The organism is Pseudomonas sp. F-14 TE3623, from assembly GCF_053629015.1.
The window spans coordinates 986741-1010482 of record NZ_JBRJHM010000001.1 but is presented as its reverse complement, the minus strand read 5'-3'; the positions used below and the strand labels follow the sequence as shown (position 1 = coordinate 1010482).

At 59.4% G+C, this 23742-nt stretch carries 21 protein-coding genes and 2 pseudogenes; 15 read left to right on the top strand and 8 right to left on the bottom strand.

Annotated elements, in window-relative coordinates:
• The first annotated feature begins 65 nt into the window (after positions 1–65).
• On the top strand, positions 66–545 hold the full coding sequence (gene rimB, locus AB7M29_RS04570) for a retropepsin-like aspartic endopeptidase RimB (protein ID WP_007903080.1): 480 nt from the start codon (positions 66–68) through the stop codon (positions 543–545).
• Entirely contained in the window at positions 542–1447 is a 906-nt protein-coding gene (gene rimK / locus AB7M29_RS04565; protein WP_008005189.1) for a 30S ribosomal protein S6--L-glutamate ligase, read from the top strand. Before rimB ends, rimK begins: the two co-directional genes overlap by 4 nt.
• Positions 1448–1573: 126 nt before the next feature.
• Here the strand turns inward: rimK and AB7M29_RS04560 are convergent, their stop codons facing one another.
• Both AB7M29_RS04560 and ompR read right to left on the bottom strand, forming a co-directional pair.
• Positions 1574–2887, bottom strand: a complete 1314-nt coding sequence (locus AB7M29_RS04560) for an ATP-binding protein (RefSeq protein WP_052962882.1) — start codon at positions 2885–2887, stop codon at positions 1574–1576.
• A gap of 115 nt (positions 2888–3002) precedes the next feature.
• The gene (gene ompR / locus AB7M29_RS04555) at positions 3003–3743 is read right to left on the bottom strand and encodes an osmolarity response regulator transcription factor OmpR (protein ID WP_454246422.1); all 741 of its coding nucleotides are present in this window, start codon (positions 3741–3743) and stop codon (positions 3003–3005) included.
• A gap of 359 nt (positions 3744–4102) precedes the next feature.
• On the opposite strand from ompR, the gene AB7M29_RS04550 reads away from it, so the two are divergent.
• From AB7M29_RS04550 to tauD, 7 genes are all read left to right on the top strand, one after another.
• Positions 4103–6427 (top strand): Tex family protein, encoded by a 2325-nt coding sequence (locus AB7M29_RS04550; protein ID WP_008076563.1) that lies wholly within the window; start codon positions 4103–4105, stop codon positions 6425–6427.
• Positions 6427–6810 carry a PaaI family thioesterase gene (locus AB7M29_RS04545; RefSeq protein ID WP_050681815.1) on the top strand — a complete coding sequence of 128 codons (384 nt, stop codon included), beginning with the start codon at positions 6427–6429 and terminating at the stop codon, positions 6808–6810. Before AB7M29_RS04550 ends, AB7M29_RS04545 begins: the two co-directional genes overlap by 1 nt.
• Positions 6811–7103: 293 nt before the next feature.
• Positions 7104–8687, top strand: coding sequence for a glutamate--cysteine ligase (gene gshA / locus AB7M29_RS04540; RefSeq protein ID WP_454246421.1), 1584 nt, complete (start codon positions 7104–7106; stop codon positions 8685–8687).
• A gap of 290 nt (positions 8688–8977) precedes the next feature.
• Positions 8978–9955 (top strand): taurine ABC transporter substrate-binding protein, encoded by a 978-nt coding sequence (gene tauA, locus AB7M29_RS04535; RefSeq protein ID WP_454246420.1) that lies wholly within the window; start codon positions 8978–8980, stop codon positions 9953–9955.
• Positions 9956–9971: 16 nt separating this feature from the next.
• Positions 9972–10766 carry a taurine ABC transporter ATP-binding subunit gene (tauB, locus tag AB7M29_RS04530; RefSeq protein ID WP_454246419.1) on the top strand — a complete coding sequence of 265 codons (795 nt, stop codon included), beginning with the start codon at positions 9972–9974 and terminating at the stop codon, positions 10764–10766.
• Positions 10763–11596, top strand: a complete 834-nt coding sequence (tauC, locus tag AB7M29_RS04525) for a taurine ABC transporter permease TauC (protein WP_454246418.1) — start codon at positions 10763–10765, stop codon at positions 11594–11596. Before tauB ends, tauC begins: the two co-directional genes overlap by 4 nt.
• A gap of 132 nt (positions 11597–11728) precedes the next feature.
• Positions 11729–12571 (top strand): taurine dioxygenase, encoded by an 843-nt coding sequence (gene tauD / locus AB7M29_RS04520; protein WP_217855164.1) that lies wholly within the window; start codon positions 11729–11731, stop codon positions 12569–12571.
• Between the two features lie 154 nt (positions 12572–12725).
• Here tauD and mgrA read toward each other — a convergent pair.
• The 4 genes and pseudogenes from mgrA to AB7M29_RS04500 all read right to left on the bottom strand — a co-directional run.
• Positions 12726–13762 (bottom strand): annotated as a pseudogene (gene mgrA / locus AB7M29_RS04515) (L-glyceraldehyde 3-phosphate reductase).
• Between the two features lie 165 nt (positions 13763–13927).
• On the bottom strand, positions 13928–14392 hold the full coding sequence (locus AB7M29_RS04510) for a type II toxin-antitoxin system HicB family antitoxin (protein ID WP_454246417.1): 465 nt from the start codon (positions 14390–14392) through the stop codon (positions 13928–13930).
• Positions 14389–14523: a type II toxin-antitoxin system HicA family toxin gene (locus AB7M29_RS04505; RefSeq protein ID WP_225922951.1), complete on the bottom strand. Its 135-nt coding sequence runs from the start codon at positions 14521–14523 to the stop codon at positions 14389–14391. The genes AB7M29_RS04510 and AB7M29_RS04505 overlap by 4 nt, the downstream gene beginning before the upstream one ends.
• A gap of 176 nt (positions 14524–14699) precedes the next feature.
• Positions 14700–14810, bottom strand: a pseudogene (locus tag AB7M29_RS04500) (LysR family transcriptional regulator); the annotation flags it as partial.
• Between the two features lie 211 nt (positions 14811–15021).
• Here AB7M29_RS04500 and AB7M29_RS04495 point away from each other — a divergent pair.
• A complete protein-coding gene (locus AB7M29_RS04495; RefSeq protein ID WP_123721735.1) occupies positions 15022–15282 on the top strand; it encodes a hypothetical protein in 261 nt (86 codons plus the stop codon).
• A gap of 26 nt (positions 15283–15308) precedes the next feature.
• Here AB7M29_RS04495 and betT read toward each other — a convergent pair whose 3' ends face one another.
• On the bottom strand, positions 15309–17264 hold the full coding sequence (gene betT, locus AB7M29_RS04490; protein ID WP_427624247.1) for a choline transporter BetT: 1956 nt from the start codon (positions 17262–17264) through the stop codon (positions 15309–15311).
• A 426-nt stretch (positions 17265–17690) separates the two neighbouring features.
• A complete protein-coding gene (epsC, locus tag AB7M29_RS04485; protein ID WP_454246416.1) occupies positions 17691–18617 on the bottom strand; it encodes a serine O-acetyltransferase EpsC in 927 nt (308 codons plus the stop codon).
• A 190-nt stretch (positions 18618–18807) separates the two neighbouring features.
• Here epsC and AB7M29_RS04480 point away from each other — a divergent pair, with 190 nt between their 5' ends.
• The 5 genes from AB7M29_RS04480 to AB7M29_RS04460 all read left to right on the top strand — a co-directional run bounded on the left by AB7M29_RS04480 (position 18808) and on the right by AB7M29_RS04460 (position 23588).
• Entirely contained in the window at positions 18808–19800 is a 993-nt protein-coding gene (locus tag AB7M29_RS04480; RefSeq protein WP_217855156.1) for a D-cysteine desulfhydrase, read from the top strand.
• A gap of 310 nt (positions 19801–20110) precedes the next feature.
• Entirely contained in the window at positions 20111–20905 is a 795-nt protein-coding gene (tcyJ, locus tag AB7M29_RS04475; RefSeq protein ID WP_454246415.1) for a cystine ABC transporter substrate-binding protein, read from the top strand.
• Complete coding sequence (gene tcyL, locus AB7M29_RS04470; RefSeq protein WP_007903115.1) at positions 20905–21570, top strand: cystine ABC transporter permease; 666 nt, start codon at positions 20905–20907, stop codon at positions 21568–21570. The genes tcyJ and tcyL overlap by 1 nt, the downstream gene beginning before the upstream one ends.
• Before the next feature lie 4 nt (positions 21571–21574).
• Positions 21575–22324, top strand: coding sequence for an L-cystine ABC transporter ATP-binding protein TcyN (gene tcyN / locus AB7M29_RS04465; protein WP_008068688.1), 750 nt, complete (start codon positions 21575–21577; stop codon positions 22322–22324).
• Positions 22325–22829: 505 nt separating this feature from the next.
• The gene (locus tag AB7M29_RS04460) at positions 22830–23588 is read left to right on the top strand and encodes a hypothetical protein (RefSeq protein ID WP_454246414.1); all 759 of its coding nucleotides are present in this window, start codon (positions 22830–22832) and stop codon (positions 23586–23588) included.
• Positions 23589–23742 lie beyond the last annotated feature (154 nt).

The window sequence follows — 23742 nt, the reverse complement described above, 5'->3', positions numbered from 1 at the left end:
ATTCTGCGTGAATACCGCGAATTCGGCCGCACGCGGTCTGAGCGTTTTTTGCCGGTTGAGCACTTTTGAAGACATTTGACCATTTGACCGTTATCGGTCTGCGCGAGTGGGTGGCGCTCCCGGATTTGGGAGTCGCGGGCCTTCGGGCAAAAATCGACACCGGCGCCAGCACCTCCAGTTTGCACGCCACCGACATCGAGCCGTTCGAGCGCGATGGGGAACAGTGGGTGCGCTTTACCGCGCACCTGGGCACGGTGGTGCAACTGCGGCACCGGCGCTGCGAAGCCCCGCTGGTAACGAGGAAAACCATTAAAAGCTCCAACGGCCATGCGCAGATGCGCTATGTGGTCAGCACCACCCTGGCCCTCGGTGATCGGGTCTGGCGGGTCGAGTTCACCCTCGCCTGCCGCAAGTCCATGCGATATCGCCTGTTACTCGGTTCCAAAGCCCTGATCGACGGCCAGTTGGTGGTCAATCCGGGCATTAAATATGTACAAGACAAGCCGGTGTTCCCGGTATCTACCTTCTCCACAGGTGTTGCATGAAGATCGCTGTGCTGTCGCGGAACCCGCGTCTGTATTCCACCCGTCGTCTGGTCGAAGCCGGTATGGAGCGTGGCCATGAAATGGTGGTGATCGACACCTTGCGCGCCTACATGAACATTGCCAGTCACAAGCCGCAGATCCACTACCGTGGCAAACCGCTGGAGGGTTTCGATGCAGTGATCCCGCGGATTGGCGCATCGGTAACGTTTTATGGCTGCGCGGTGCTGCGCCAGTTCGAAATGATGGGGGTTTTTCCGCTCAACGAATCGGTAGCCATTGCCCGTTCGCGAGACAAGCTGCGTTCGCTGCAATTGCTGTCGCGCCGGGGAATCGGTTTGCCGGTCACCGGCTTTGCCCACTCCCCGGATGACATTCCCGACTTGATCGAAATGGTCAATGGCGCGCCGCTGGTGATCAAGGTGCTGGAAGGTACTCAGGGCATCGGCGTGGTGCTGTGTGAAACAGCGACGGCGGCGGAATCGGTGATCGAGGCCTTCATGGGCCTGAAGCAGAACATCATGGTTCAGGAATACATCAAGGAAGCCGGCGGTGCGGACATTCGTTGTTTCGTGGTTGGCGACAAGGTCATCGCGGCGATGAAGCGCCAGGCCAAGCCGGGGGAGTTTCGCTCCAACCTGCATCGCGGTGGCAGTGCGAGCCTGATCAAGATCACGCCGGAAGAACGCATGACTGCGTTGCGTGCGGCGAAGGTCATGGGGTTGGCGGTGGCGGGGGTGGATATCCTGCGCTCCAATCATGGACCGCTGGTGATGGAAGTGAACTCGTCGCCAGGGCTTGAAGGGATTGAAACCACCACCGGAAAGAACGTGGCGGGGATCATCATTGAGCATCTGGAGAAGAATGGCGGGCCGAATATGACTCGGACCAAAGGGAAAGGTTGAAGCTGGCAAGGTGATCGTTCCCACGCTCCGCGTGGGAATGCCTCTACGGACGCTCCGCGTTCGGCTCTGGATGGGACGCGGAGCGTCCCGGGCTGCATTCCTTTGCTGCGCGTGGGAACGATCGAGTCAGACAGCATCCCTCGGCAACATCAACCCAAGCGGCAACCGCACCCGCGCTTCCAGCCCACCACCGGACCGGTTGCGCAGCTCGACATTCCCGCCATGCATCGAAGCGATCCGCTTCACGATTGCCAACCCCAACCCCGTCCCCTTCCCGCCCCGGGCACGATCGCCACGGGTGAACGGGTTGAAGATCGCCTCCAGTTCCGACGGATCGATCCCCGCGCCACGGTCCATGACGCTCAGCACCACATACGGTGCACTGGTATCTCCGGACACATAAGCCGCCACTTCGACGCCGCTGCCGGCGTGATGCAGAGCATTGCCGATCAGGTTGTTCAGCAGCCGTTTCATCGACACCCGACGCAACGGGAACGGCTGGATTGGCTCCAGGCGCAAGTGCACTTTCTCTTCGTTCTGGTTGTACGGTGCAGCGACTTCTCGAACCAGCTCGCTCAGGTCCACTTCTTCCACAGACTCGTCACGTCCGTCACGAATGAACGCCAGGAACTGATCCAGAATCGCGTCCATGTCTTCAATGTCGCGGATCATGTCGTCTGTCAGGTCACTGTGATCGCCCATCAGCTCCAGGGACAGCCGCAAACGGGTCAGGGGCGTGCGTAGATCGTGAGAGACCCCGGCCAGCATCAGCTCCCGTTCGCGCCCCGCCTGTTCGACGTCTTCAGCCATTTGGTTGAAGGCGCGATAAACCTCGGTCATCTCGCTCGGTGTATCACTGATCGGCAGGCGCACGCTGCGGCCCTGACCAAGTTGCCTCGCGGCATAGACCAGTCGTTTAAGCGGTTGATTGAGCTGGCTTACGAAGATCCACGCCGAGGCGGTGGACAACAAACCAATGGCGAGGAACCAACCGAGCACGTTCCAGATTTTCTGGCCGCGCAATGGATGCGGGTACAACGGCACTTTCAGCCAGCCATCGCCCAGGCTGGGCGCCCGGACCCACAGCGCCGGCGGTGAGTGCATGCGTAATCGCACTTCGGTGTCGGCACCCAATTCGGCCTGCATCTGTCGCTGGTAGATCTCGCTGTAGGGCCAGTGCTGTTCGCCTTCCGGCACACCGGCACCCACCACCCGGATCAGGGTCGCGGCATCGGCGATCTTCGTGCGGTTCTCTTCGTCGGCGGCCCAATAGGCACGCAGCGTCAGGGCGACGCCGTGGCTGTATTGGCGATCCACCAGCACATCTTCGTTCATCAACAGATAAACCAGGGTCAGCGCCTTGGAGAACAGGACGACGATCAGCACCAGCCACAGGGTGCGGGAGAAGAAGCTCTGGGGGAACCAAACAGGGGTTTTCATGGGTAACCGCTACATACTTGCAGGAGCGAGCGATGCTCGCATATTGCAGATCGCGAGTCTGCGGGAAAGGTCATCTGACCCGTTACCCGCAAGACCCGCTCCTACAAATCACCGATCACTTCGTGGCGGCGCCATCCGGAACGAACACGTAACCCACGCCCCAGACGGTCTGGATATAGCGTGGTTTGGACGGATCGGGTTCGATCATCCGGCGCAGACGGGAAATCTGCACGTCGATGGAACGCTCTAGGGCATCCCACTCGCGGCCACGGGCCAGGTTCATCAGTTTATCGCGGGTCAGTGGCTGACGCGCGTTCATGACCAATGCCTTGAGCACCGCAAACTCACCGGTGGTGAGCATATGCACTTCTTCGCCGCGCTTGAGTTCGCGGGTGGCCAGGGACAGTTCGTAGTCACCGAAGGTCACGCTTTCGTCTTCGCTGCCCGGGGCGCCCGGCACCGGTGCCGCCTGACGACGCAGAACCGCTTTGACCCGAGCCATGAGCTCGTCCGGGTTGAACGGCTTGGCCAGGTAATCGTCGGCGCCCAGTTCCAGGCCCTTGATGCGGCTAAGCTCATCGCCCTTGGCGGTCAGCATGATGATTGGAATCTGATTGTTCGCCGTGCGCAGGCGGCGGCAAGCGGTCAGGCCGTCTTCACCGGGCAGCATCAGGTCGAGGACGACCAGGTTGAACACTTCACGCGCCAGCAGGCGGTCCATTTGTTCAGTGTTCGGGACGGCGCGGGCGCGGTAGCCCTTGCTGACGAAAAAACGCTCCAGCAGGCTGCTCAGCCCAGGATCGTCGTCAACAATAAGAATTTTTTCGCCTTCAGCAATGTTTGCAGTGCTGCTCATTGGATGCTCCTTTGATCTCGGCGCGCATTATGGCGTAGCTGCCGTTATACGCACCGTGTGCATTGTTAGCAGATTTTTCCTCTACCGCCAGAAAACCGGGCATTGTGCCTACAACCCGCGATGCCCCCGAATGGACAGAACGCTGGTTATAATGCGCGGCCTTTTGTGTCAGGCAACGTCTGATCGTTACTGTAAGCAGCCGTTTTTTTTCATGGCGCTGGCAGTAATTGTTCGATTTCACGGGTCAACGGGAAGCCTGTTGGCTCAGGTAGCGGCGCACGCCAGGCCGCTCAACCAGACTCGCCGAGCCCTTATCTCTGCGCCTGCGAGCCTGCTTTCACAATTTGTCAGGTGGTTTTATGGACAGCATCAACAGCCGCATCGCCGAGGAACTCGGCGTCCGCCCACAACAGGTCGAAGCGGCCGTCGCGCTACTCGATGAAGGCTCTACCGTTCCCTTCATCGCCCGCTACCGGAAAGAAGTGACCGGCAGCCTCGATGACATCCAGTTGCGTCATCTGGAAGAGCGTCTGCGCTACCTGCGAGAACTCGACGAACGGCGGATCAGCATCCTCGCCAGCATTCAAGAGCAAGGCAAGCTGACCCCGCAACTCGAACGCGACATCAAACTCGCCGACACCAAGACCCGTCTCGAAGACTTGTACCTGCCGTACAAGCAGAAGCGCCGCACCAAGGGCCAGATCGCCCTGGAAGCCGGCCTCGGCGAGCTGGCCGACGGCCTGTTCAACGATCCGACCCTGAACCCTGAAGCCGAAGCCGCGCGCTTCATCGACGCCGAAAAAGGCGTGGCCGATGTGAAAGCCGCCCTTGAAGGCGCCAAGTACATCCTCATGGAGCGTTTCGCCGAAGACGCTGGCCTGCTGGACAAGTTGCGCAACTATCTCAAGCAGGAAGCCACCCTCAGTGCCCGCGTGATCGCTGGCAAGGAAGAGGAAGGCGCCAAGTTCCGCGACTACTTCGAACACGACGAACCGCTGAAAAGCATGCCATCGCACCGCGCGCTGGCGATTTTCCGTGGCCGCAACGAAGGCATTCTCAGCTCCGCGCTGAAAGTCGGCGATGAACTGCCGGGCACCATGCACCCGTGCGAAGGCATGATCGGCCAGCAATTCGGCATCCAGAACCAGAACCGCGCCGCCGACAAATGGCTGGGCGAAGTGGTGCGCTGGACCTGGAAGGTCAAGCTCTACACCCACTTGGAAACCGACCTGCTGGGCGAACTGCGTGATGGCGCGGAAACCGAAGCGATCAACGTGTTCGCACACAACCTGCACGACTTGCTGCTGTCGGCCCCGGCCGGGCCGCGTGCCACCTTGGGCCTCGACCCGGGCCTGCGCACCGGTTGCAAGGTCGCCGTGGTCGATGCCACCGGCAAGCTGTTGGATCACGCCACGGTTTACCCGCACGTGCCGCACAACAAGTGGGACCAGACCCTCGCCGTGCTCGCCGCCCTGTGCGCCAAGCATTCGGTGGACCTGATCGCCATCGGCAACGGCACCGCCAGCCGTGAAACCGACAAGCTCGCTGCTGAGCTGATCAAAAAATACCCAGCCATGAAGATGACCAAAGTCATGGTCTCCGAGGCCGGCGCATCGGTGTACTCGGCGTCGGAACTGGCCTCCAAGGAATTCCCGGACCTCGACGTGTCGATCCGTGGCGCGGTGTCGATTGCCCGTCGCTTGCAGGATCCGCTGGCTGAGCTGGTGAAGATCGATCCGAAATCCATCGGCGTCGGCCAGTACCAGCACGACGTGTCGCAGCTGAAACTGGCACGCGGCCTGGACGCGGTGGTCGAGGACTGCGTGAACGCCGTGGGCGTCGACGTCAACACCGCCTCCGTGGCGCTGCTGGCGCGTATCTCCGGCCTTAATGCGACCCTGGCGCAAAATATCGTCAGCCACCGCGACGAGCACGGTGCCTTCAAAACCCGTGCGGCGCTGAAAAAAGTCGCGCGTCTGGGTGAAAAAACCTTTGAACAGGCCGCCGGTTTCCTGCGCGTGATGAATGGCGACAACCCATTGGACTCGTCCGCGGTTCACCCGGAAGCCTATCCGCTGGTGCAGCGCATTGCCGCTGAAACCGACCGTGACATTCGCTCGCTGATCGGCGACGCGAGCTTCCTCAAGCGCCTCGATCCGAAGAAGTACACCGACGAAACCTTCGGTCTGCCGACGGTCACCGACATCCTGCAAGAGCTGGAAAAACCCGGTCGCGACCCGCGTCCCGAGTTCAAAACCGCCGAGTTCCAGGAAGGCGTCGAAGACCTCAAGGACTTGCAACTGGGGATGATCCTCGAAGGCGTGGTCACCAACGTGACCAACTTCGGCGCCTTCGTCGACATCGGCGTGCATCAGGACGGTTTGGTACACATTTCCGCGCTGTCGGAGAAGTTCATCAAGGATCCGCGCGAAGCGGTGAAGGCCGGTGATGTAGTCAAGGTGAAGGTCATGGAAGTCGACATCCCGCGCAAACGCGTTGGCCTGTCGATGCGCATGAGCGACACCCCGGGCGAGAAGATCGACGGTGCTCGCGGTGCGCGTCCAGGTTCGGCACCACGCCAATCCCAGAACACCGCACCGCGCAAGGAAACCACGGCAGCAGCCCCGGCCAACAACGCCATGGCCTCGCTGTTCGCTAACGCCAAACAGTTGAAAAAACGCTGATGGAGATCCCGGTCGGCTTGACCGAAAGCGCGTTTTTCAAGCTGCTGGGGTGTCGCTTGCACAGTCTGGAAACCGGGGTGGCGCAAGTCGCCCTGGCGCTTGAGCCAGAACTGCGCAATCGCGGCGGCAAGCTGCACGGCGGCGCTTTGTTCAGTCTGGTGGACATTGCCATGGGGCTGGCCTGTTCCAGCACCCACGGCTTTGACCAGCAGAGCGCAACCATCGAGTGCAAGATCAACTACATCCGCGCCGTCGCCGACGGTGAAGTGATGTGCACGGCACGGGTGATCCATCCGGGCCGCCGCACGCTGGTGGTTGAAGCCGACGTGATGCAAGGCGACAAACTCGTCGCAAAAGCACAAGGCACGTTCGCTGTCCTGTAGCCCCCCATCATCAATTTGAGTTAATTTCGGCGCTGTGACTGCAGCGTCGGAGTTTTCTGTGGGAGCGGGCTTGCTCGCGAAGGCGGTGTGTCAGGCAACTTCAATGTTGACGGACACGCCCTCTTCGCGAGCAAGCCCGCTCCCACAGGGGATTGCGGCGATCAATCCCTGGCTGGCTGACAGCAGGCCAGTGCGGCCCGAAAACCAGGCGAAAACGCCAGTTTTAACTTCACCCTTGTAGACCGTCTTGCCCACCCCCATATTGGGGCGACTGACGCGTGAAGGAATCCAACTTGAGCGAACTTCTCAACCGCCGCCTGGCTCTGCTCGGCGAGCGCGCTAACCTCTCTCTGCTCGAACAGTGCCTTCACGGCATCGAACGTGAATGCCTGCGCGTGACAGGCGAAGGGCGCCTGGCGCAAACGCCGCACCCCGAAGAATTGGGTTCCGCGCTGACCAATGAACAAATCACCACCGACTATTCCGAGTCGCTGCTGGAATTCATCACGCCAGCTCTGCCAGACCCGGCGGATACCTTGGCGAGCCTCGATAAGATCCATCGGTTTGCCTACAGCAAACTCGGCAACGAGTACCTGTGGAGTCCATCGATGCCGTGCCCGTTGCCGGCCGAGGAAGACATCCCGATCGCTTATTACGGCACCTCCAACATCGGTCAGCTCAAGTACGTCTATCGCAAGGGCCTGGCTCTGCGTTACGGCAAGACCATGCAGTGCATTGCCGGGATCCACTACAACTTTTCCCTGCCGGAAAAGCTCTGGCCGCTGCTTAAAGAGGCCGAAGGCTTTGTCGGCACCGATCGCGATTATCAATCGTCGGCCTACATCGCGCTGATCCGCAACTTCCGTCGCTACAGCTGGCTGCTGATGTACCTGTTCGGCGCCTCGCCTGCGCTGGACGCCGGTTTCCTGCGCGGTCGTTCGCATCAACTGGAACAGCTGGACCCGGACACGTTGTACCTGCCGTACGCCACCAGCCTGCGCATGAGCGATCTGGGTTACCAGAGCAACGCCCAAGCCGGCCTGACGCCGTGCTACAACGATCTGACCAGCTACACCGACAGCCTGCGCAAAGCCGTGGCCACGCCTTACCCGCCATACGTCGAGATCGGTACGCACCAGGACGGTGAGTGGGTTCAGCTCAACACCAACATCCTGCAGATCGAAAACGAGTACTACTCCAACATCCGCCCGAAACGCGTGACCTACACCGGCGAGCGGCCGATCCAGGCGTTGGTGGCCCGTGGCATTCAATACGTTGAAGTGCGCTGCCTGGACATCAACCCGTTCCTGCCGATGGGCATCGACCTCACCGAGTCGCGGTTCCTTGATGCGTTCCTGTTGTATTGCGCGCTGAACGACAGCCCGCTGCTGACCAGCACCAGCTGTGGCAATGCGACGTCGAACTTCCTCAGCGTGGTCAAGGAAGGTCGTCGTCCGGGCCTGCAGTTGCAACGCGACGGGCACCTGGTAGACCTGAAGGAATGGGCCGGCGAATTGCTGGAAAAAATTGCGCCATTGGCGGCGTTGCTGGATCAAAGCCATGGCGGCGATGCCCACAGCAAGGCGCTGGACGCACAACTGGCCAAGGTCAAGGACTCGTCCCTGACGCCATCGGCTCAGGTGTTGGCGGCGATGGCCGAGCACAAGGAAAGCTTTGCTCAGTTCTCCTTGCGTCAGAGTCAGGTGCACGCAGAGTTTTTCCGCAGCGAGCCGCTTTCAAGCGAAGAACAGGCTAAATTTGAAGAACGGGCGCGCTCGTCGCTGGCTCAGCAGGTAGAGCTGGAACAGAACGAAGTCGGCGATTTCGATGTGTTTGTCGGGTCGTATCAGGCGAGTATTCTGGCGATCAGCAACTAAACTGCCAGAGCAAGTTCCCTCTGTGGCGAGGGGGCTTGCCCCCGTTGGACTGCACAGCAGTCCCAAAACCGACACACGCAATATTTCGGATAAACCGAGTCGCCTGCATTACGACTGCTTCGCAGCCGAACGGGGCGATGCGGCGGTCCGACAAGCCCCCTCGCCACAACGGCCTCTCTTAGAATTTTCCGCTCATAAGGTAATTCGAAAAAGTTATTTATTTTCGGATTCTTATATCATTTAGTCTCCTTTTCACGCCGACTCTCGGTCGCCTGACAAGGAGCTTCCCGATGAAACTGACTTCCCCTCTTCGCCTTCTGGCCGCCGCGTTTCTGGCTTTGGCGAGTTTCCTGGCTCAGGCGGCAGATGTGACCGTCGCCTACCAGACCACCGTTGACCCGGCCAAAGTCGCCCAGGCTGACGGCACCTACGAAAAAGCCACCAACGCCAATATCGACTGGCGCAAATTCGACAACGGCGCCGACATCATTGCCGCCATCGCGTCTGGCGATGTGCAGATCGGCTACCTCGGTTCCAGCCCCCTGACGGCGGCAATCACCCGCAAAGTCCCGGTAGAAACCTTTCTCATCGCCACCCAGATCGGCGCCGCCGAAGCGCTGGTCGCTCGCGACGGTTCCGGGATCAAGACCCCGCAAGACCTGATCGGCAAGAAAATTGCCGTACCGTTTGTTTCCACCGGCCACTACAGCCTGTTGGCCGCGCTGAAACACTGGAACATCGACCCATCGAAAGTCACCGTGCTCAACCTCGCGCCGCCGGCGATTATCGCTGCATGGAAACGCGGTGATATCGACGCCACCTACGTCTGGGACCCAGCGCTCGGCGTGGCCAAGGAAAACGGCAAAGTGCTGATCACCTCGGGCGAACTGGCCAAATTCGGCGCACCGACTTTCGATGCCTGGATCGTGCGTAAGGATTTCGCCCAGAAGCACCCGGAAATCGTCACCGCGTTCGCCAAAGTGACCCTCGATGCCTACGCCGACTACCGCAAAGACCCGAAAGCCTGGCTCGCCAACCAAAGCAATGTCGACAAACTGGTGAAGCTCTCCGGTGCCAAGGCCAGCGACATTCCATTGCTGCTGCAAGGCAACGTCTTCCCGCTCGCGGCTGATCAGGTGATCACCCTCGGCGCGCCGACCACCAAGGCCATCACCGACACTGCGGTGTTCCTCAAGGAACAGGGCAAGGTCGAGGCCGTGCTGCCGGACTACGCGCCGTACGTCAGCGCCAAATACATCACCAATTGATCGGGAGTTAACCGCGATGGCTTTGCTACAGCTGGAGCGCATCTGCGCACAGTACCCAGGCAGCACGGAACCTGTGCTGGCGGATATTTCCCTGAGTCTGGGGCCCCAGCAGTTGCTGGTCGCCCTCGGCCCGTCCGGCAGTGGCAAGACCTCGCTGTTGAACCTGATTGCCGGTTTCGTCGAGCCCACTGCCGGGCGCATCACCCTTGACGGCGTGCCAGTCAAAGGCCCGAGCGCCGAGCGCGGCGTGGTGTTCCAGGACGACGCCCTGTTGCCTTGGCAGGACGTGCTGGCCAACGTCGGCTTCGGTCTGGAACTGGCCGGCACTCCGCGGGAAAAACGTGAACAGCGCGCCCGGGAAATGCTCACGCTGGTGGACCTTTCCGGTTTCGAAAATCGCCGAATCTGGCAGCTCTCGGGCGGGCAGAAGCAACGTGTTGGCCTCGCTCGCGCCCTCGCAGCAGACCCTCGGGTTTTGCTGATGGATGAACCCTTCGGTGCCCTCGATGCCTTCACCCGCGAACAGATGCAGGAGCTGTTGCTGCAGGTCTGGCAACGCACCGCCAAACCGGTGTTCCTGATTACCCACGACATTGAAGAAGCGGTGTTCCTCGCCACGGATCTGATTTTGCTGGCGCCCAACCCCGGGCAAATCGTCGAGCGTCTGAGCCTGGACTTCGGTCAGCGTTACGCCGCTGGCGAATCGGCGCGGGCAATCAAATCCGACCCGCGCTTTATCGAAACCCGCGAACACGTGCTCGCCAAAGTGTTCTCCCAACGCAGTGCCGTCCAGCCGCAGGAGCGCGCATGAGCACCTATGAAATTCCCGCCGCGACGGTGAAGTCGAGCTCGACGGTCATTCCGTTACGTCGCAGTTTGAACACGCGCTGGATCAGCGTACTGACGCTGATCGCTCTCGTTGCCATTTGGTGGGCCGTCACGGCCACTGGTTTGATCGAACCGCTGTTCCTGCCGCCACCCTCCGCCGTGCTGCAAAAAGGTTGGCTGCTGGTGACCACCGGCTACATGGATTCGACCTTGTGGCAGCACTTGGGCGCGAGCCTCAGCCGTATTGGCCTGGGCTTGGGCTTCGCGGTGCTGACCGCCGTGCCGGTGGGTATCGCCATCGGCCACAACCGTATCGCTCGCGGCATTCTTGATCCGCTGATCGAGTTCTATCGCCCGATTCCGCCGCTGGCCTATCTGCCGCTGATCGTGATCTGGTGCGGCATCGGTGAATTGTCGAAAGTCTTGTTGATCTACCTGGCGATCTTCGCCCCGATCGCGATTGCCACCGCCACTGGCGTGCGCACCGTCGACCCGGCCAAATTGCGCGCCGCGCAGTCGCTGGGCGCGACTCGGGCGCAGTTGATTCGGTACGTGATTTTGCCCAGTGCCTTGCCAGACATTTTGACCGGTGTGCGAATTGGTCTGGGTGTGGGTTGGTCGACGCTGGTGGCCGCCGAGTTGATCGCCGCCACCAGCGGTTTGGGCTTTATGGTGCAATCGGCCGCGCAATTCCTGGTTACCGATGTGGTGGTGCTGGGGATTCTGGTGATCGCATTGATCGCATTCGCCATGGAAATGGGCCTGCGTGCCCTGCAACGCAAACTGGTGCCATGGCACGGCCAGGCTCACTGAATATTCATTGTGGGGGCGGGCTTGCTCGCGAAAGCGGTCCAGCATTCAACATCTAAGTTGACTGACACGGCCTCTTCGCGAGCAAGCCCGCTCCCACAAACAGCTCGACGCCCCAGATTGAAGAGAACCACCATGAGTAACCTGACAATCGTCCCTTTAAGCTCCGCCCTAGGCGCGCAAATCAGCGGCATCGACATCAGCCAGGCGCTGAACCTGGAACAACGCGACGCCATCGAACAAGCGCTGCTCAAGCATCAAGTGCTGTTCTTCCGCGACCAGCCGATCGAGCCGCAACAGCAAGCGCGATTCGCCGCCTATTTCGGCGACCTGCATATTCATCCGATCTACCCGAACGTGCCGGAACAGCCGGAAGTGCTGATCCTCGACACTGCCGTCACCGACGTGCGGGACAACGCGATCTGGCACACCGACGTGACCTTCCTGCCGACCCCGGCGATGGGCGCGGTACTCAGCGCCAAACTGCTGCCGGAATTTGGCGGTGACACACTGTGGGCCAGTGGTATTGCGGCGTATGAAGCACTGTCCGCACCGATGAAAACTCTGCTCGAAGGGTTGACCGCCACTCACGATTTCACCCGATCGTTCCCGCTGGAGCGCTATGGCAATACACCGGAAGCCTTGGCCCAGTGGGAAGAAGCCCGGCGCAAGAACCCGCCGCTGTCGCACCCAGTGATTCGCACGCACCCGGTGAGCGGGCGCCGGTCGCTGTTCGTCAATGAAGGGTTCACGTCGAAGATCAATGAGCTGTCGGAAACGGAAAGCGAGGTGATTCTGAAATTCTTGTTCGCCTACACCACACGACCGGAGTTCACCATCCGTTGGCGCTGGCAGAAAGACGACATTGCGTTCTGGGACAATCGCGTGACCCAGCATCACGCGGTGGATGATTACCGCCCGGCGCGGCGGGTGATGCAGCGGGCGACGGTGTTGGGGGATGTGCCTTTCTTTCGGTGAGCACCCAGCTTCTTCAGTGGCTATGAGGGCCTCTTCGCGAGCAAGCCCGCTCCCACAGGTGATCGCATTCTTATTTAAGGACTCGGTCTAATGTGGGAGCGGGCTTGCTCGCGAACGCTATGTGACAGGCGCCAGAATATCCAGCGCCGAACACTTATTCAGCCGTCGAAGGCTTTTCCCACAAATTGACACCACCCTCCTGGGCAAACCGGTCAATCTCCGCCAACTCTTCCACGCTAAAACTCAGGTTCTTCAACGCCCCGACGTTCTCGATAATCTGCTCAGGCCGGCTCGCGCCAATCAGCGCCGAGGTCACCCGCGGATCGCGCAGGGTCCAGGCCAGCGCCAACTGCGCCAGGCTCTGACCGCGGCGTTTGGCGATTTCATTAAGCGCCCGCACATGGGCGATGTTGGCTTCGGACAGGTGCGACGCCTGCAACGAACCACCGCCCGGACGATTGACCCGCGCATCCGCTGGCACGCCATTGAGGTACTTGTCGGTCAACAACCCCTGAGCCAATGGCGTGAAGGCGATCACGCCGGTACCGAGTTCATCGGTGGTGTCCAGCAGGTCCTTTTCCACCCAGCGATTCAGCAGGTTGTAGGCCGGTTGATGAATCAGCAACGGCACTTTCCACTCTTTCAGCAACCCGGCGATTTCACGGGTTTTCACCCCGGAATAGGACGAGATGCCGATGTACAGCGCCTTCCCCGCTGCACCGCGGTGGCCAGTGCGCTGGCGGTTTCTTCAAGCGACGTGTCCGGGTCGAAGCGATGGGAATAGAAAATGTCTACGTAGTCGAGGCCCAGGCGCTGCAGGCTCTGGTCGAGGCTGGCCAGCACGTATTTGCGCGAACCACCGCCCTGACCGTAAGGGCCGGCCCACATATCCCAACCGGCCTTGCTGGAGATGATCAACTCGTCGCGGTACTGCTTGAAGTCTTCACGCAGCAAACGACCGAAGTTGATCTCGGCGCTGCCGTACGGCGGGCCGTAGTTGTTGGCCAGGTCGAAGTGGTTGATGCCCAGGTCAAACGCCGTGCGCAGCAACGAGCGCTGGGTGTCGATTGGCGTGCTGTCGCCGAAGTTGTGCCACAAGCCCAGGGACAGTGCCGGCAGCACCAACCCACTGCGGCCTACACGGCGGTAAGGGATGGAATCGTAGCGGCTTTCGGAAGCGGTGTATGTCATCGAATCCTCTCTTGTCTGACTTGAATGTGGTATCGACTGCTCTGCAAGTTGCCCAGCATACGCTTGGACAAACGCCGATAAACCTCGGACTCGAGAAAATGCTGAAACGTTTCACAGATTATTAAATCTGACCCAGCGCATAGAGCCGATATCCACTCCCAACGTTTACGCCGACAACTCACGCAACGCGGCAGCCGCCAAAAAACCAGATCTTGAGCTGTATCGCTGATCTCGTCTGACCGTCTGGTCGATACGCTCAAGCAATTGCTCTGGGAGCGTGGCATTGAAGCGCACCGACTTGCCGAAGTAAGGCGTGATATCGAAGTCGACCACACCCCATACACCGCCAGCGTAATCAGAGTTATCAAGATGAGCGTCAATCTCACGCACCTGCGGCAGTGGATCACCATCGGCGACCAAGCCTTCATAGTGCAAAGCCAACGCTTCTTTCACGTTTTCAAATGCCTGCGCCACAGTAGCGCCCGCAGAGAAACAACCCGGCACGTCCGGGATAATCACTCCGTATTCTGAGTCGGCATCCTTGTGCAGAACGACCGGGAATTTCATTTCGATGAGTCCTTCCTGTGATGTGGCCCCTTCGAGGCTCTCGTTTCCGATGTCGGGTCTCATTTCAGACCCGCCTGTTTCAATATGCTGTTGATCGTCCCTTTTGGGAGATCCGAATCAGGGTGCTTTATCGTCACCCTGCCTGACTTGCACGAATGCTTGTACTGATGGTGGCTACCTTTCACGGCCACCAGATATCAGCCATCCTCCTCGATCATCCTGATCATTTCCCGACTTCGCATCACCTTCGTCCTTGTGGGCAGCATCTGCTGAGCACATTACGTGATGATCACATCTTTAATACACACGATACACACTGTGATAAATATTAGCCGAACTCAAGCAAGCCAGATTGCCCGCGGACCATCGGTTATCGGGCCTTTGCAAACCCCTCCCCCAACCAGTCCACAAACACCCGAACCCGTGGCGACATGTGTTTGTTATGGGGATACAACACGGAACTTGCCCGGCTACGCGGTGGGCCGGATTCGGCTTGGGTGAATGGTGGGTTGGTTTAAGCGCAGCGGTGCCTATGCTCAATAAGTAGCAAGGACACCGAGGTGACCCCATCGCGAGCAGGCTCGCTCCCACAGATGACCGAGCTCTCATTCAGCAACGCGGTTGAATGTGGGAGCGAGCCTGCTCGCGATGGCTGCCTCAAAAGCAATGCATACCTGAAGGGTGGACTCACCATGCACACAGCAATCATCATCTTCTTCGGCCTGGTCCTGCTGGCGCTGATGCTGTTCATCGGCGAGAAAATCGGTTTCCCCCGCCAGACCCTGGCCTTCAGCTTTGTCGTGCTGTGGCTGGCGTTGACCTTGATCAACGGCGCGGTCGGCATGGTCAACGCCGGCCAGCCGTTGAGCACCGAACTGGTGGTGGGTAGCGCGGTGTTCGGCGTGCCGGTGGCGGCGCTGGTGTTGTTCATGGCGATGAGCACTGACGCCTGACAAGACGTCAGCGCCATCCGCGTAGATCAACGCACCAAGTGCAGGAACTGCATGTGCCGTTCGTACTGGTCGAGGATGTCGTTGATGACCTGCTCCTTGGTGTAGCCCACCAGATCGTAATCCTGACTGCCCTCCCTCAAATGCACTTCGGCCCGGTGGTAGCGGCGGTTGTTGAGTTGCTTGGAACCCATGCCGCCACGGGCGAATGACGGCGTGAAGTAACCGCGCATTTGCACCTGATAGATGAACGGATGCAGTTCGCCGTGACCGATCTCCAGGCTGACGTTGTCATTGGCCGGGTCGGGCTGAGTAACCACGTGCAAGCCCTTCTCGACGAACACTGCCGTCACCTCTTCAATCGCCGGGCGCACCGTGGTATCGAGGAAGCGATAGACCTCATCCCGAGACGGGAAATGCACCGCCTGACTCAAGCGCTGACGCCATCCACCGCGCCGTGATCCGGACACCGGAGCGAGGGAATGCAGTTGTGCGATTTGCTTCTGCGATTCCAGATAAAACGCCTTGTGCAGCCCCCACATCATCAGCAGCAAAATCATCGAGAACGGTAACGAGGTGAGCACCACCGCTGACTTCAATGCGTCGATGCTGCCGGAGAACAGCAGCGCGCTGGTCACCAACGCCGTCATCGCGCCCCAGAACACTCGCAGCCATTTCGGCCCGTCTTCATCCGGGTTACCACCCTTGGCGGACAACGTCGACAGGACCACGGTGCCGGAGTCGGCGGAGGTCACGAAGAATACGAAGCTGATGAACACCGTGACCGCAATCACGGTTTTGCTCCACGGATAGGTTTCCAGCAGCAGGTACAGGGTCATCGACGGGTTGTCGATGGCCGACATGCCGAGCGCGCTCATGCCGTGGTTGAGGACCTGGTCGATGGCGCTGTTGCCGAAGATCGACATCCACGCCAGGGTGAAACCGAGCGGGATCAGCAGCACGCCGAAGACGAATTCACGGATGGTCCGGCCACGGGAAATCCGCGCGATGAACAGGCCCACGAACGGCGACCATGCAATCCACCAGGCCCAGTAGAACACCGTCCAGCCGCCCAGCCAGTCACTGGGTTTGTCATAGGCGTAGAGGTCGAAACTTTTCATCGGCAAGGCGCCGAGGTAGTCGCCGATGTTCTGGATCAGCGTATTGAGCAGGTGCTGGGTGGGGCCAGCGAACAACACAAACAGTAACAGCGCACAGGCCAGCAGCATGTTGATGTCGGACATCACTCGCACGCCTTTATCGACGCCGGACACCGCGACGATGATCGCCGCGCCCATCATCAACGTGATCAGGCCGACCTGAATCCACTGGGTGTGGGCGATGCCGAACAGGTAGTCCAGGCCCGAGTTGAGGTGCAATACGCCAAAGCCCATATCCGCGCCGAGGCCGAACACCGTGGCGATGATGCCGAAGCCGTCCACCGCGTAACCGATGGGGCCGTTGATGCGCTTGCCGATCAGCGGGTACAGCGCCGAACGCAGGGCCAGCGGCAGGTTATGTCGATAGGCGAAATAAGCCAGCGCCATGCCAACAAAGGCGAACACGCCCCAGCCGTGCAGGCCCCAGTGCAGAAACAGAATCTGCATCGCCTGACGCGCCGCATCCGCCGTGCCGGCCTCGCCTTGCGGCGGTTGTGCCAAGTGCGTCAGCGGTTCGGACACGCAAAAGAAAAACAGCGTGATGCTGATCCCGGCGGCGAACAGCATGCCGGCCCAGGACAGGTAGCTGAATTCGGGCTCGTCGTGGTCGGCACCGAGCTTGATCTTGCCGTAGCCAGACAAGGCGGTGACCACCACGAAGACCAGATACAGCGTCATCGCGAGCATGTAGTACCAGCCGACCGTATTGGCCGCCCAGTTTTGCGCTTGCAACAGCCAGGCACCGGCCTGTTCGGGAATCGCCATGACGACAACGGCGAACAGCAAAATAAAGGTCGCCGCGAAATAAAACACCGGCGGATTCATGCGGACCTGGCCGCTTGCGGGGGTGGACGATGCACTCATGAAAGGTGCACCTCAAGGGGGTGAAACAGGGCAATCAATAACGGACTCGGCAAAGGCAAGCCTCCTGTTGTGAGCGGGCAGCAAACCGGCGGTTTAACTTGAATGAGCGTTCAAGTTAAACATGGATAGGGGGCTAAGGACTAATCGCAGGGCTCGGCGGTAGCTTTTCTGTGCTAGCTCAAGGGAGGGTATAAGGTGGGATTTGCGGGATTCGTTCGGCGGGAAATTAGCTAAATGCCATTATCTGGGCCTGGCTTGAAACCATCGCGGTCAAGCCCGCTCCCACAGGTTTTCGTGTCGTTCACGGAAATACCGTTCGACACAAACCCTGTGGGAGCGTGGCTTGCCCGCGATGGCGTCAGAAAGACCACTAGAGATTTTTGCCCCCTACTTCTGCGTCCCATCATCATGCTGCAGATTCGCTTGGGTCAGATTGCACCCTGCCGGCACGCTGCGGGTCAGCCAGACGTTGCCGCCGATGGTCGAGCCCTTGCCAATGGTGATCCGCCCCAGAATCGTCGCGCCGGCATAGATCACCACATCGTCCTCGACGATCGGATGCCGCGGATGGCCCTTCTGCAACTGGCCGTCCTCGTCCGACGGGAAGCGTTTGGCGCCCAAAGTCACCGCCTGATAAATCCGCACCCGCTCGCCAATGATCGCCGTCTCGCCAATCACCACACCCGTCCCGTGATCGATGAAGAAACTGCGCCCGATCTGCGCCCCCGGATGGATATCGATGCCGGTGGCCGAGTGGGCGATTTCCGCGCTGATCCGCGCCAGCAGCGGCAAGCCGGCGCGATACAAATGATGGGCCAGACGATGGTGAATCACCGCCAGAATCCCCGGATAGCAGAGCAACACTTCATCGACACTGCGAGCCGCCGGGTCGCCGTGATAGGCCGCCAGCACGTCGGTGTCCAGCAGCGTGCGCAGCCCCGGCAAAGCGAGGGCGAAATCCTGAATGATCTGAATGGTTTTGGCCTCGACTTCAGTGTCGGCCTGGGCACTGTGGCGCGCGGCGTAACGCAGTTCGAGCCGGGCCTGAGCGAGCAACGCGTTCAGTGCCACGTCGAGTGTGTGGCCGACGTAGAAATCTTCACTTTCCTCGCGCAAATCCACCGGCCCCAATCGCATTGGGAACAGCGCACCACACAAGGCTTCGAGAATGTCCGCCATGGCCGCTCGGGACGGTAACTCGCGGCCGCCCTGCTCGCCGCTGGCACGGCCGTTTTGTGCGCGCCACCGGTCGCGCGCCGTACGCAGTTGGCTGACGATGGTCTGCAATTGCCAATGGCTGGAACGCTCGCTCACGGTAAAAACTCCTCACGGGCGGCTGGACTGTCTGGCCGCGTTAACCGCGATTACTTTACGGCAACGGCTTGCAGCCGAATTAAGAACCAATAGTGCTGTGCACAATACTTTTGGCTATAAGCGATTGGCAGTTGCCCCACTAAATACCCGTGCCTATAGTCCTGACATCTTCCTCCGCCAGTACGGACCCATGATCAAACAACAGCTTGCCCGCTTTAATCGCCTCGACCTGCTCGGTCATCCTACTCCCCTGGAAAAACTCGAACGCCTGTCGACCTGGCTGGGCCGCGATGTGTACGTCAAACGCGATGACCTGACGCCATTGGCACTGGGCGGCAACAAGCTGCGCAAACTCGAATACCTGGCCGCCGATGCCTTGGCCCAAGGTGCTGATACGTTGATCACTGCTGGCGCGATCCAGTCCAACCACGTGCGCCAGACCGCCGCCATTGCGGCCAAGCTTGGCCTGGGCTGCGTGGCCCTGCTGGAAAATCCGCTCGGCACCGATGACAGCAACTATGTCGGCAACGGCAATCGGCTGTTGCTGGACCTGTTCGATGCCAAGGTCGAGTTGGTGGAAAACCTCGACAACGCCGACGAGCAATTGGAAGCGCTGGCCGGGCGTCTGCGCAGCAACGGTAAAAAGCCGTATCTGGTGCCAATTGGTGGCTCGAATGCATTGGGCGCTTTGGGTTATGTCCGTGCAGGCCTGGAACTGGCTGAACAGATCAAGGACACCGGGCTGAATTTCGCCGCCGTGGTCCTGGCGTCCGGCAGTGCCGGCACCCACAGCGGCCTGGCGCTGGCATTGAGCGAAGCACTGCCGGATTTGCCGGTGATCGGCGTCACCGTTTCCCGTAGCGATGAAGCTCAACGTCCGAAAGTCCAGGGCCTCGCCGAGCGCACGGCCGAACTGCTCGGCGTGAGCCTGCCGGCGAGTTTCAAAGTCGAACTGTGGGACGAATATTTCGGTCCGCGTTATGGCGAGCCGAATGCAGGGACATTGTCGGCGCTGAAGCTGCTGGCGAGTCAGGAAGGGTTGTTGCTGGATCCGGTGTACACCGGCAAGGCCATGGCCGGTTTGCTCGACGGCATCGGGCGCCAACGCTTCAATGACGGCCCGATCATCTTTCTGCACACCGGCGGGGCGCCGGCGTTGTTTGCCTACAAAGACTTTCTATAACTGATCGTTCCCACGCTCTGCGTGGGAATGCAGCCCGTGATGCTCGCGTCACTAGACGCTGAGCGTCCCTAGAGGTGTTCCCACGCAGAGCGTGGGAACGATCATGAAGACGCTTGTCATATCTCAAAAAAGAATAATAAACTGAATATTTAGTATTTTCCTATCTAAATACAACATCATATAGTCGCGCCGCAGGCGAATTTGCAGCAAGACGCATAAGCTGCTTTAGGGCAGGATATCGCAGTCGTTCAAATCCCGAATTTGCCAACTTTCCTTAAGCGTCTTCCATAAGAAAACACAGGGGCTTGTCATGAATTTTTCCGCATTACGTCGAAATCTGCTGGTGGGTTCGCTGGGCCTGGCGCTGAGCGCCGGTCTGCTCGCGCAGGCAGTGGCTGGTGAGCAGCTGCAAAAAATCAAGGACGCTGGCGTGATCAACGTCGGTCTGGAAGGCACTTATCCACCGTTCAGCTTCGTCGACGAGGCCGGCAAACTGAGCGGCTTCGAAGTCGAGTTCTCCGAAGCCTTGGCCAAAGAGCTGGGCGTGAAGGTCAAACTGCAGCCGACCAAATGGGAAGGCATCCTCGCGGCCCTGGAATCCAAGCGTCTGGACGCGGTGATCAACCAGGTGACCATCACCGAAGAGCGCAAGAAGAAGTACGACTTCTCCACGCCTTACACCGTTTCCGGGATTCAGGCGCTGACCCTGACCAAAAACAAAGACACCATCAAGACCGCCGCCGATCTGGCCGGCAAGAAAGTCGGCGTAGGTCTGGGCACCAACTACGAGCAGTGGGTGAAAGAGAATGTGCCTAAGGCTGACATCCGCACCTACGAAGATGATCCGACCAAGTTCCAGGATCTGCGCGTCGGCCGCATCGATGCCATCCTGATCGACCGCCTGGCCGCGCTGGAATATGCCAGGAAGGCCAAGGACACTGCCGCTGCCGGCGAAGCGTTCTCCCGCCAGGAAGCCGGTGTTGCCCTGCGCAAAGGCGAGCCTGAGCTGCTGGCCGCGGTGAACAAAGCCATCGACAAGCTGCGTGCCGACGGTACGCTGAAAAAGCTTTCGGAAAAATACTTCAGCGCTGACGTCACTCAATAATGGGAGAAGCTTTCCAACTTGCGCTGGACTCCGCGCCCTTTCTGCTCAAGGGCGCGTACTACACGGTCATCCTGAGCCTGGGCGGAATGTTCTTCGGCCTGCTGATGGGCTTCGGCCTGGCGTTGATGCGGCTGTCGCGCTTCAAACTGGTGAGCTGGATCGCCCGCATCTATGTGTCGTTCTTTCGCGGCACGCCGTTGCTGGTGCAACTGTTCGTGATCTATTACGGCTTGCCGCAATTGGGTATCGAACTTGATCCGCTGCCGGCGGCCCTGATCGGCTTCTCGCTGAACATGGCCGCCTACGCCTGCGAAATCCTGCGTGCCGCCATCAGCTCCATCGAGCGCGGCCAGTGGGAAGCCGCTGCCAGTATCGGCATGACCCGCGCGCAAACCCTGCGCCGGGCCATCCTGCCGCAAGCGGCGCGCACGGCTCTGCCACCTTTGGGCAACAGCTTTATCTCGCTGGTCAAGGACACGGCGCTGGCGGCCACTATTCAGGTGCCGGAACTGTTCCGTCAGGCACAGCTGATCACCGCTCGCACCTTCGAAATTTTCACCATGTATCTTGCCGCGGCGCTGATCTACTGGGTTCTGGCGACTGTACTGTCGCACCTGCAGAACCAGTTGGAAGCGCGGGTCAATCGGCACGACCAGGAGTCCTGACCCAATGATTGTCGTGGAAAAACTGACAAAGCAGTTCAAGGGTCAGGTGGTGCTCAACGGCATCGATCTGCAGGTGAAGGAAGGCGAGGTGGTGGCGATCATCGGCCCCAGCGGCTCGGGCAAGACCACCTTCCTGCGTTGCCTGAATTTTCTCGAGGAGCCTAGCAGCGGCCGGATCAAGGTCGGCGACATCGAGATCGATGGCAGCCGCCCCCTGAACCAGCAGCAGAGCCTGGTACGGCGCTTGCGCCAGCACGTGGGTTTTGTGTTCCAGAACTTCAATCTGTTCCCCCATCGCACCGCCCTGGAAAACGTGATCGAAGGCCCGTTAGTGGTGAAAAAGATCCCGCGTGCCGAAGCCGTTGCCTTGGGTAAAAAGCTGTTGGCCAAGGTCGGCCTGGCGGGCAAGGAAGACGCTTACCCGCGACGCCTCTCCGGCGGTCAGCAACAGCGTGTGGCGATTGCCCGAGCGTTGGCGATGGAACCGGAAGTGATCCTGTTCGATGAACCAACCTCGGCGCTGGACCCGGAGCTGGTGGGCGAAGTGCTGGCGACCATCCGCGGCCTGGCCGAGGAGAAACGCACCATGGTGATCGTTACCCACGAAATGGGCTTTGCCCGGGACGTGGCCAACCGCGTGGTGTTTTTCGACAAGGGTGTGATCGTCGAACAAGGCGAAGCCAAGGCATTGTTTGCCAATCCGAAAGAGGAACGGACCAAGCAGTTTCTCAGCAAATTTCTTAATAACGCTTAGTGCTATCCCACTCAAAGACAGTCAACTTCCATGGATGGAAGTGACATTAACTCCGCTTTATAAAAGCGTATGACAGCCTTCAACAAATTACACGACTCGCCCTCATCATAAATAACTTCCCGCCGTCCTATGCGGTACATATATATGTCCTGCAACAGATTCATATCGCCTAAAATCTATAAAACACCTCGCTGTCCGCGCTCAAAGGGTTGCTGCCTCGGAGGCATAAAACCCACCAAATACCGGACTATATTCGACAGAGCGATGCGGTTTATTAACCACACCGCGTAGGAGCTTTCTGAATCACGCAAGAACTAACCTTTAACCAACCAACGCTATTGACACCTATTCAAGCGCACTCTTATCTAGTCTCCAACAGGCAACAGCCATCACACTCAATTATTGTTTAAGCGCGCAAATAGTGAATCGTTTTGTTGCTTGGTAATTCACGCCTTTCGATCTTTCAGAAATGGACTTCGCGGCAAAGCTTCAAGGAGAGAAACCCATGACAAGCACTTCAAACAAACCTGAACTTGCAGCCCCGACCCTGGCACAAAGCCAGAAGGCCGGCATCAACATCACTTCGGCCGCTCATCTTATGATCGACGTGCCACCCTACCCCGGCATGGACGAAGGCGATCTGATCGAACTGTTTTGGGACAACTGCTACGTGGCCTCCAATGTCTTGGGTCCCGACCATGGCGGCAACCCCGTGAGCCTGCGGGTGCCGGAAAGCTTCATTGCCAATGGTTCTGCTCGCGTCCATTACAAGGTCATGCAGGTGGGGCAAGGGGCCGCGGTATCACCGGCGGCGCGCGTCCAGATCAAACTTGATTGCCCAGGCGGCCGGCTGCTTTGCGATGAGGAAAACCAGAGCCTGGCACCGGTGTTTATCCCTGAGACCATTCGCCGTCAGGGAGTCAATCCAAACCAAGTCAAACGCGGCGTGCCGTTGACCATCGAGCCTTACCTGAACATGGCCGCCGACGACGAAATCACCCTGCGCTGGGGCGATGTGCGCATGGACCTGCCCAAGCTCAAGGCTTGCGATGTGGGTCAGCCAATTCAGGTCTGGGTACCCCCGGCGATCATTCTCGAAGCCGGCGAAGACCTTCGACTGGAAGTGACCTACTGCATCCTCGACCGCGTGGGTAACAACTCGCGCTGGGCACCGGCACGCACACTGAAAATCGGCTGTGCCAATCCCTACCTGAAAGTACCACCCAAAACAGTGCTCATGGCCGCTGAGCCTCGAAAGCCGTGAGCTCATCGGGTCTGATAACACCTTCTATACATATTCCTAAAAGTTAGTTCATTAATTATTTATACGCGTTTAGGGTATATGCACCGGACCACCGGACATTCGTGTTTTTCGTTCGCCGCAACTTGCGGCGCTTTCATGAGATGTGAGGTAGGTA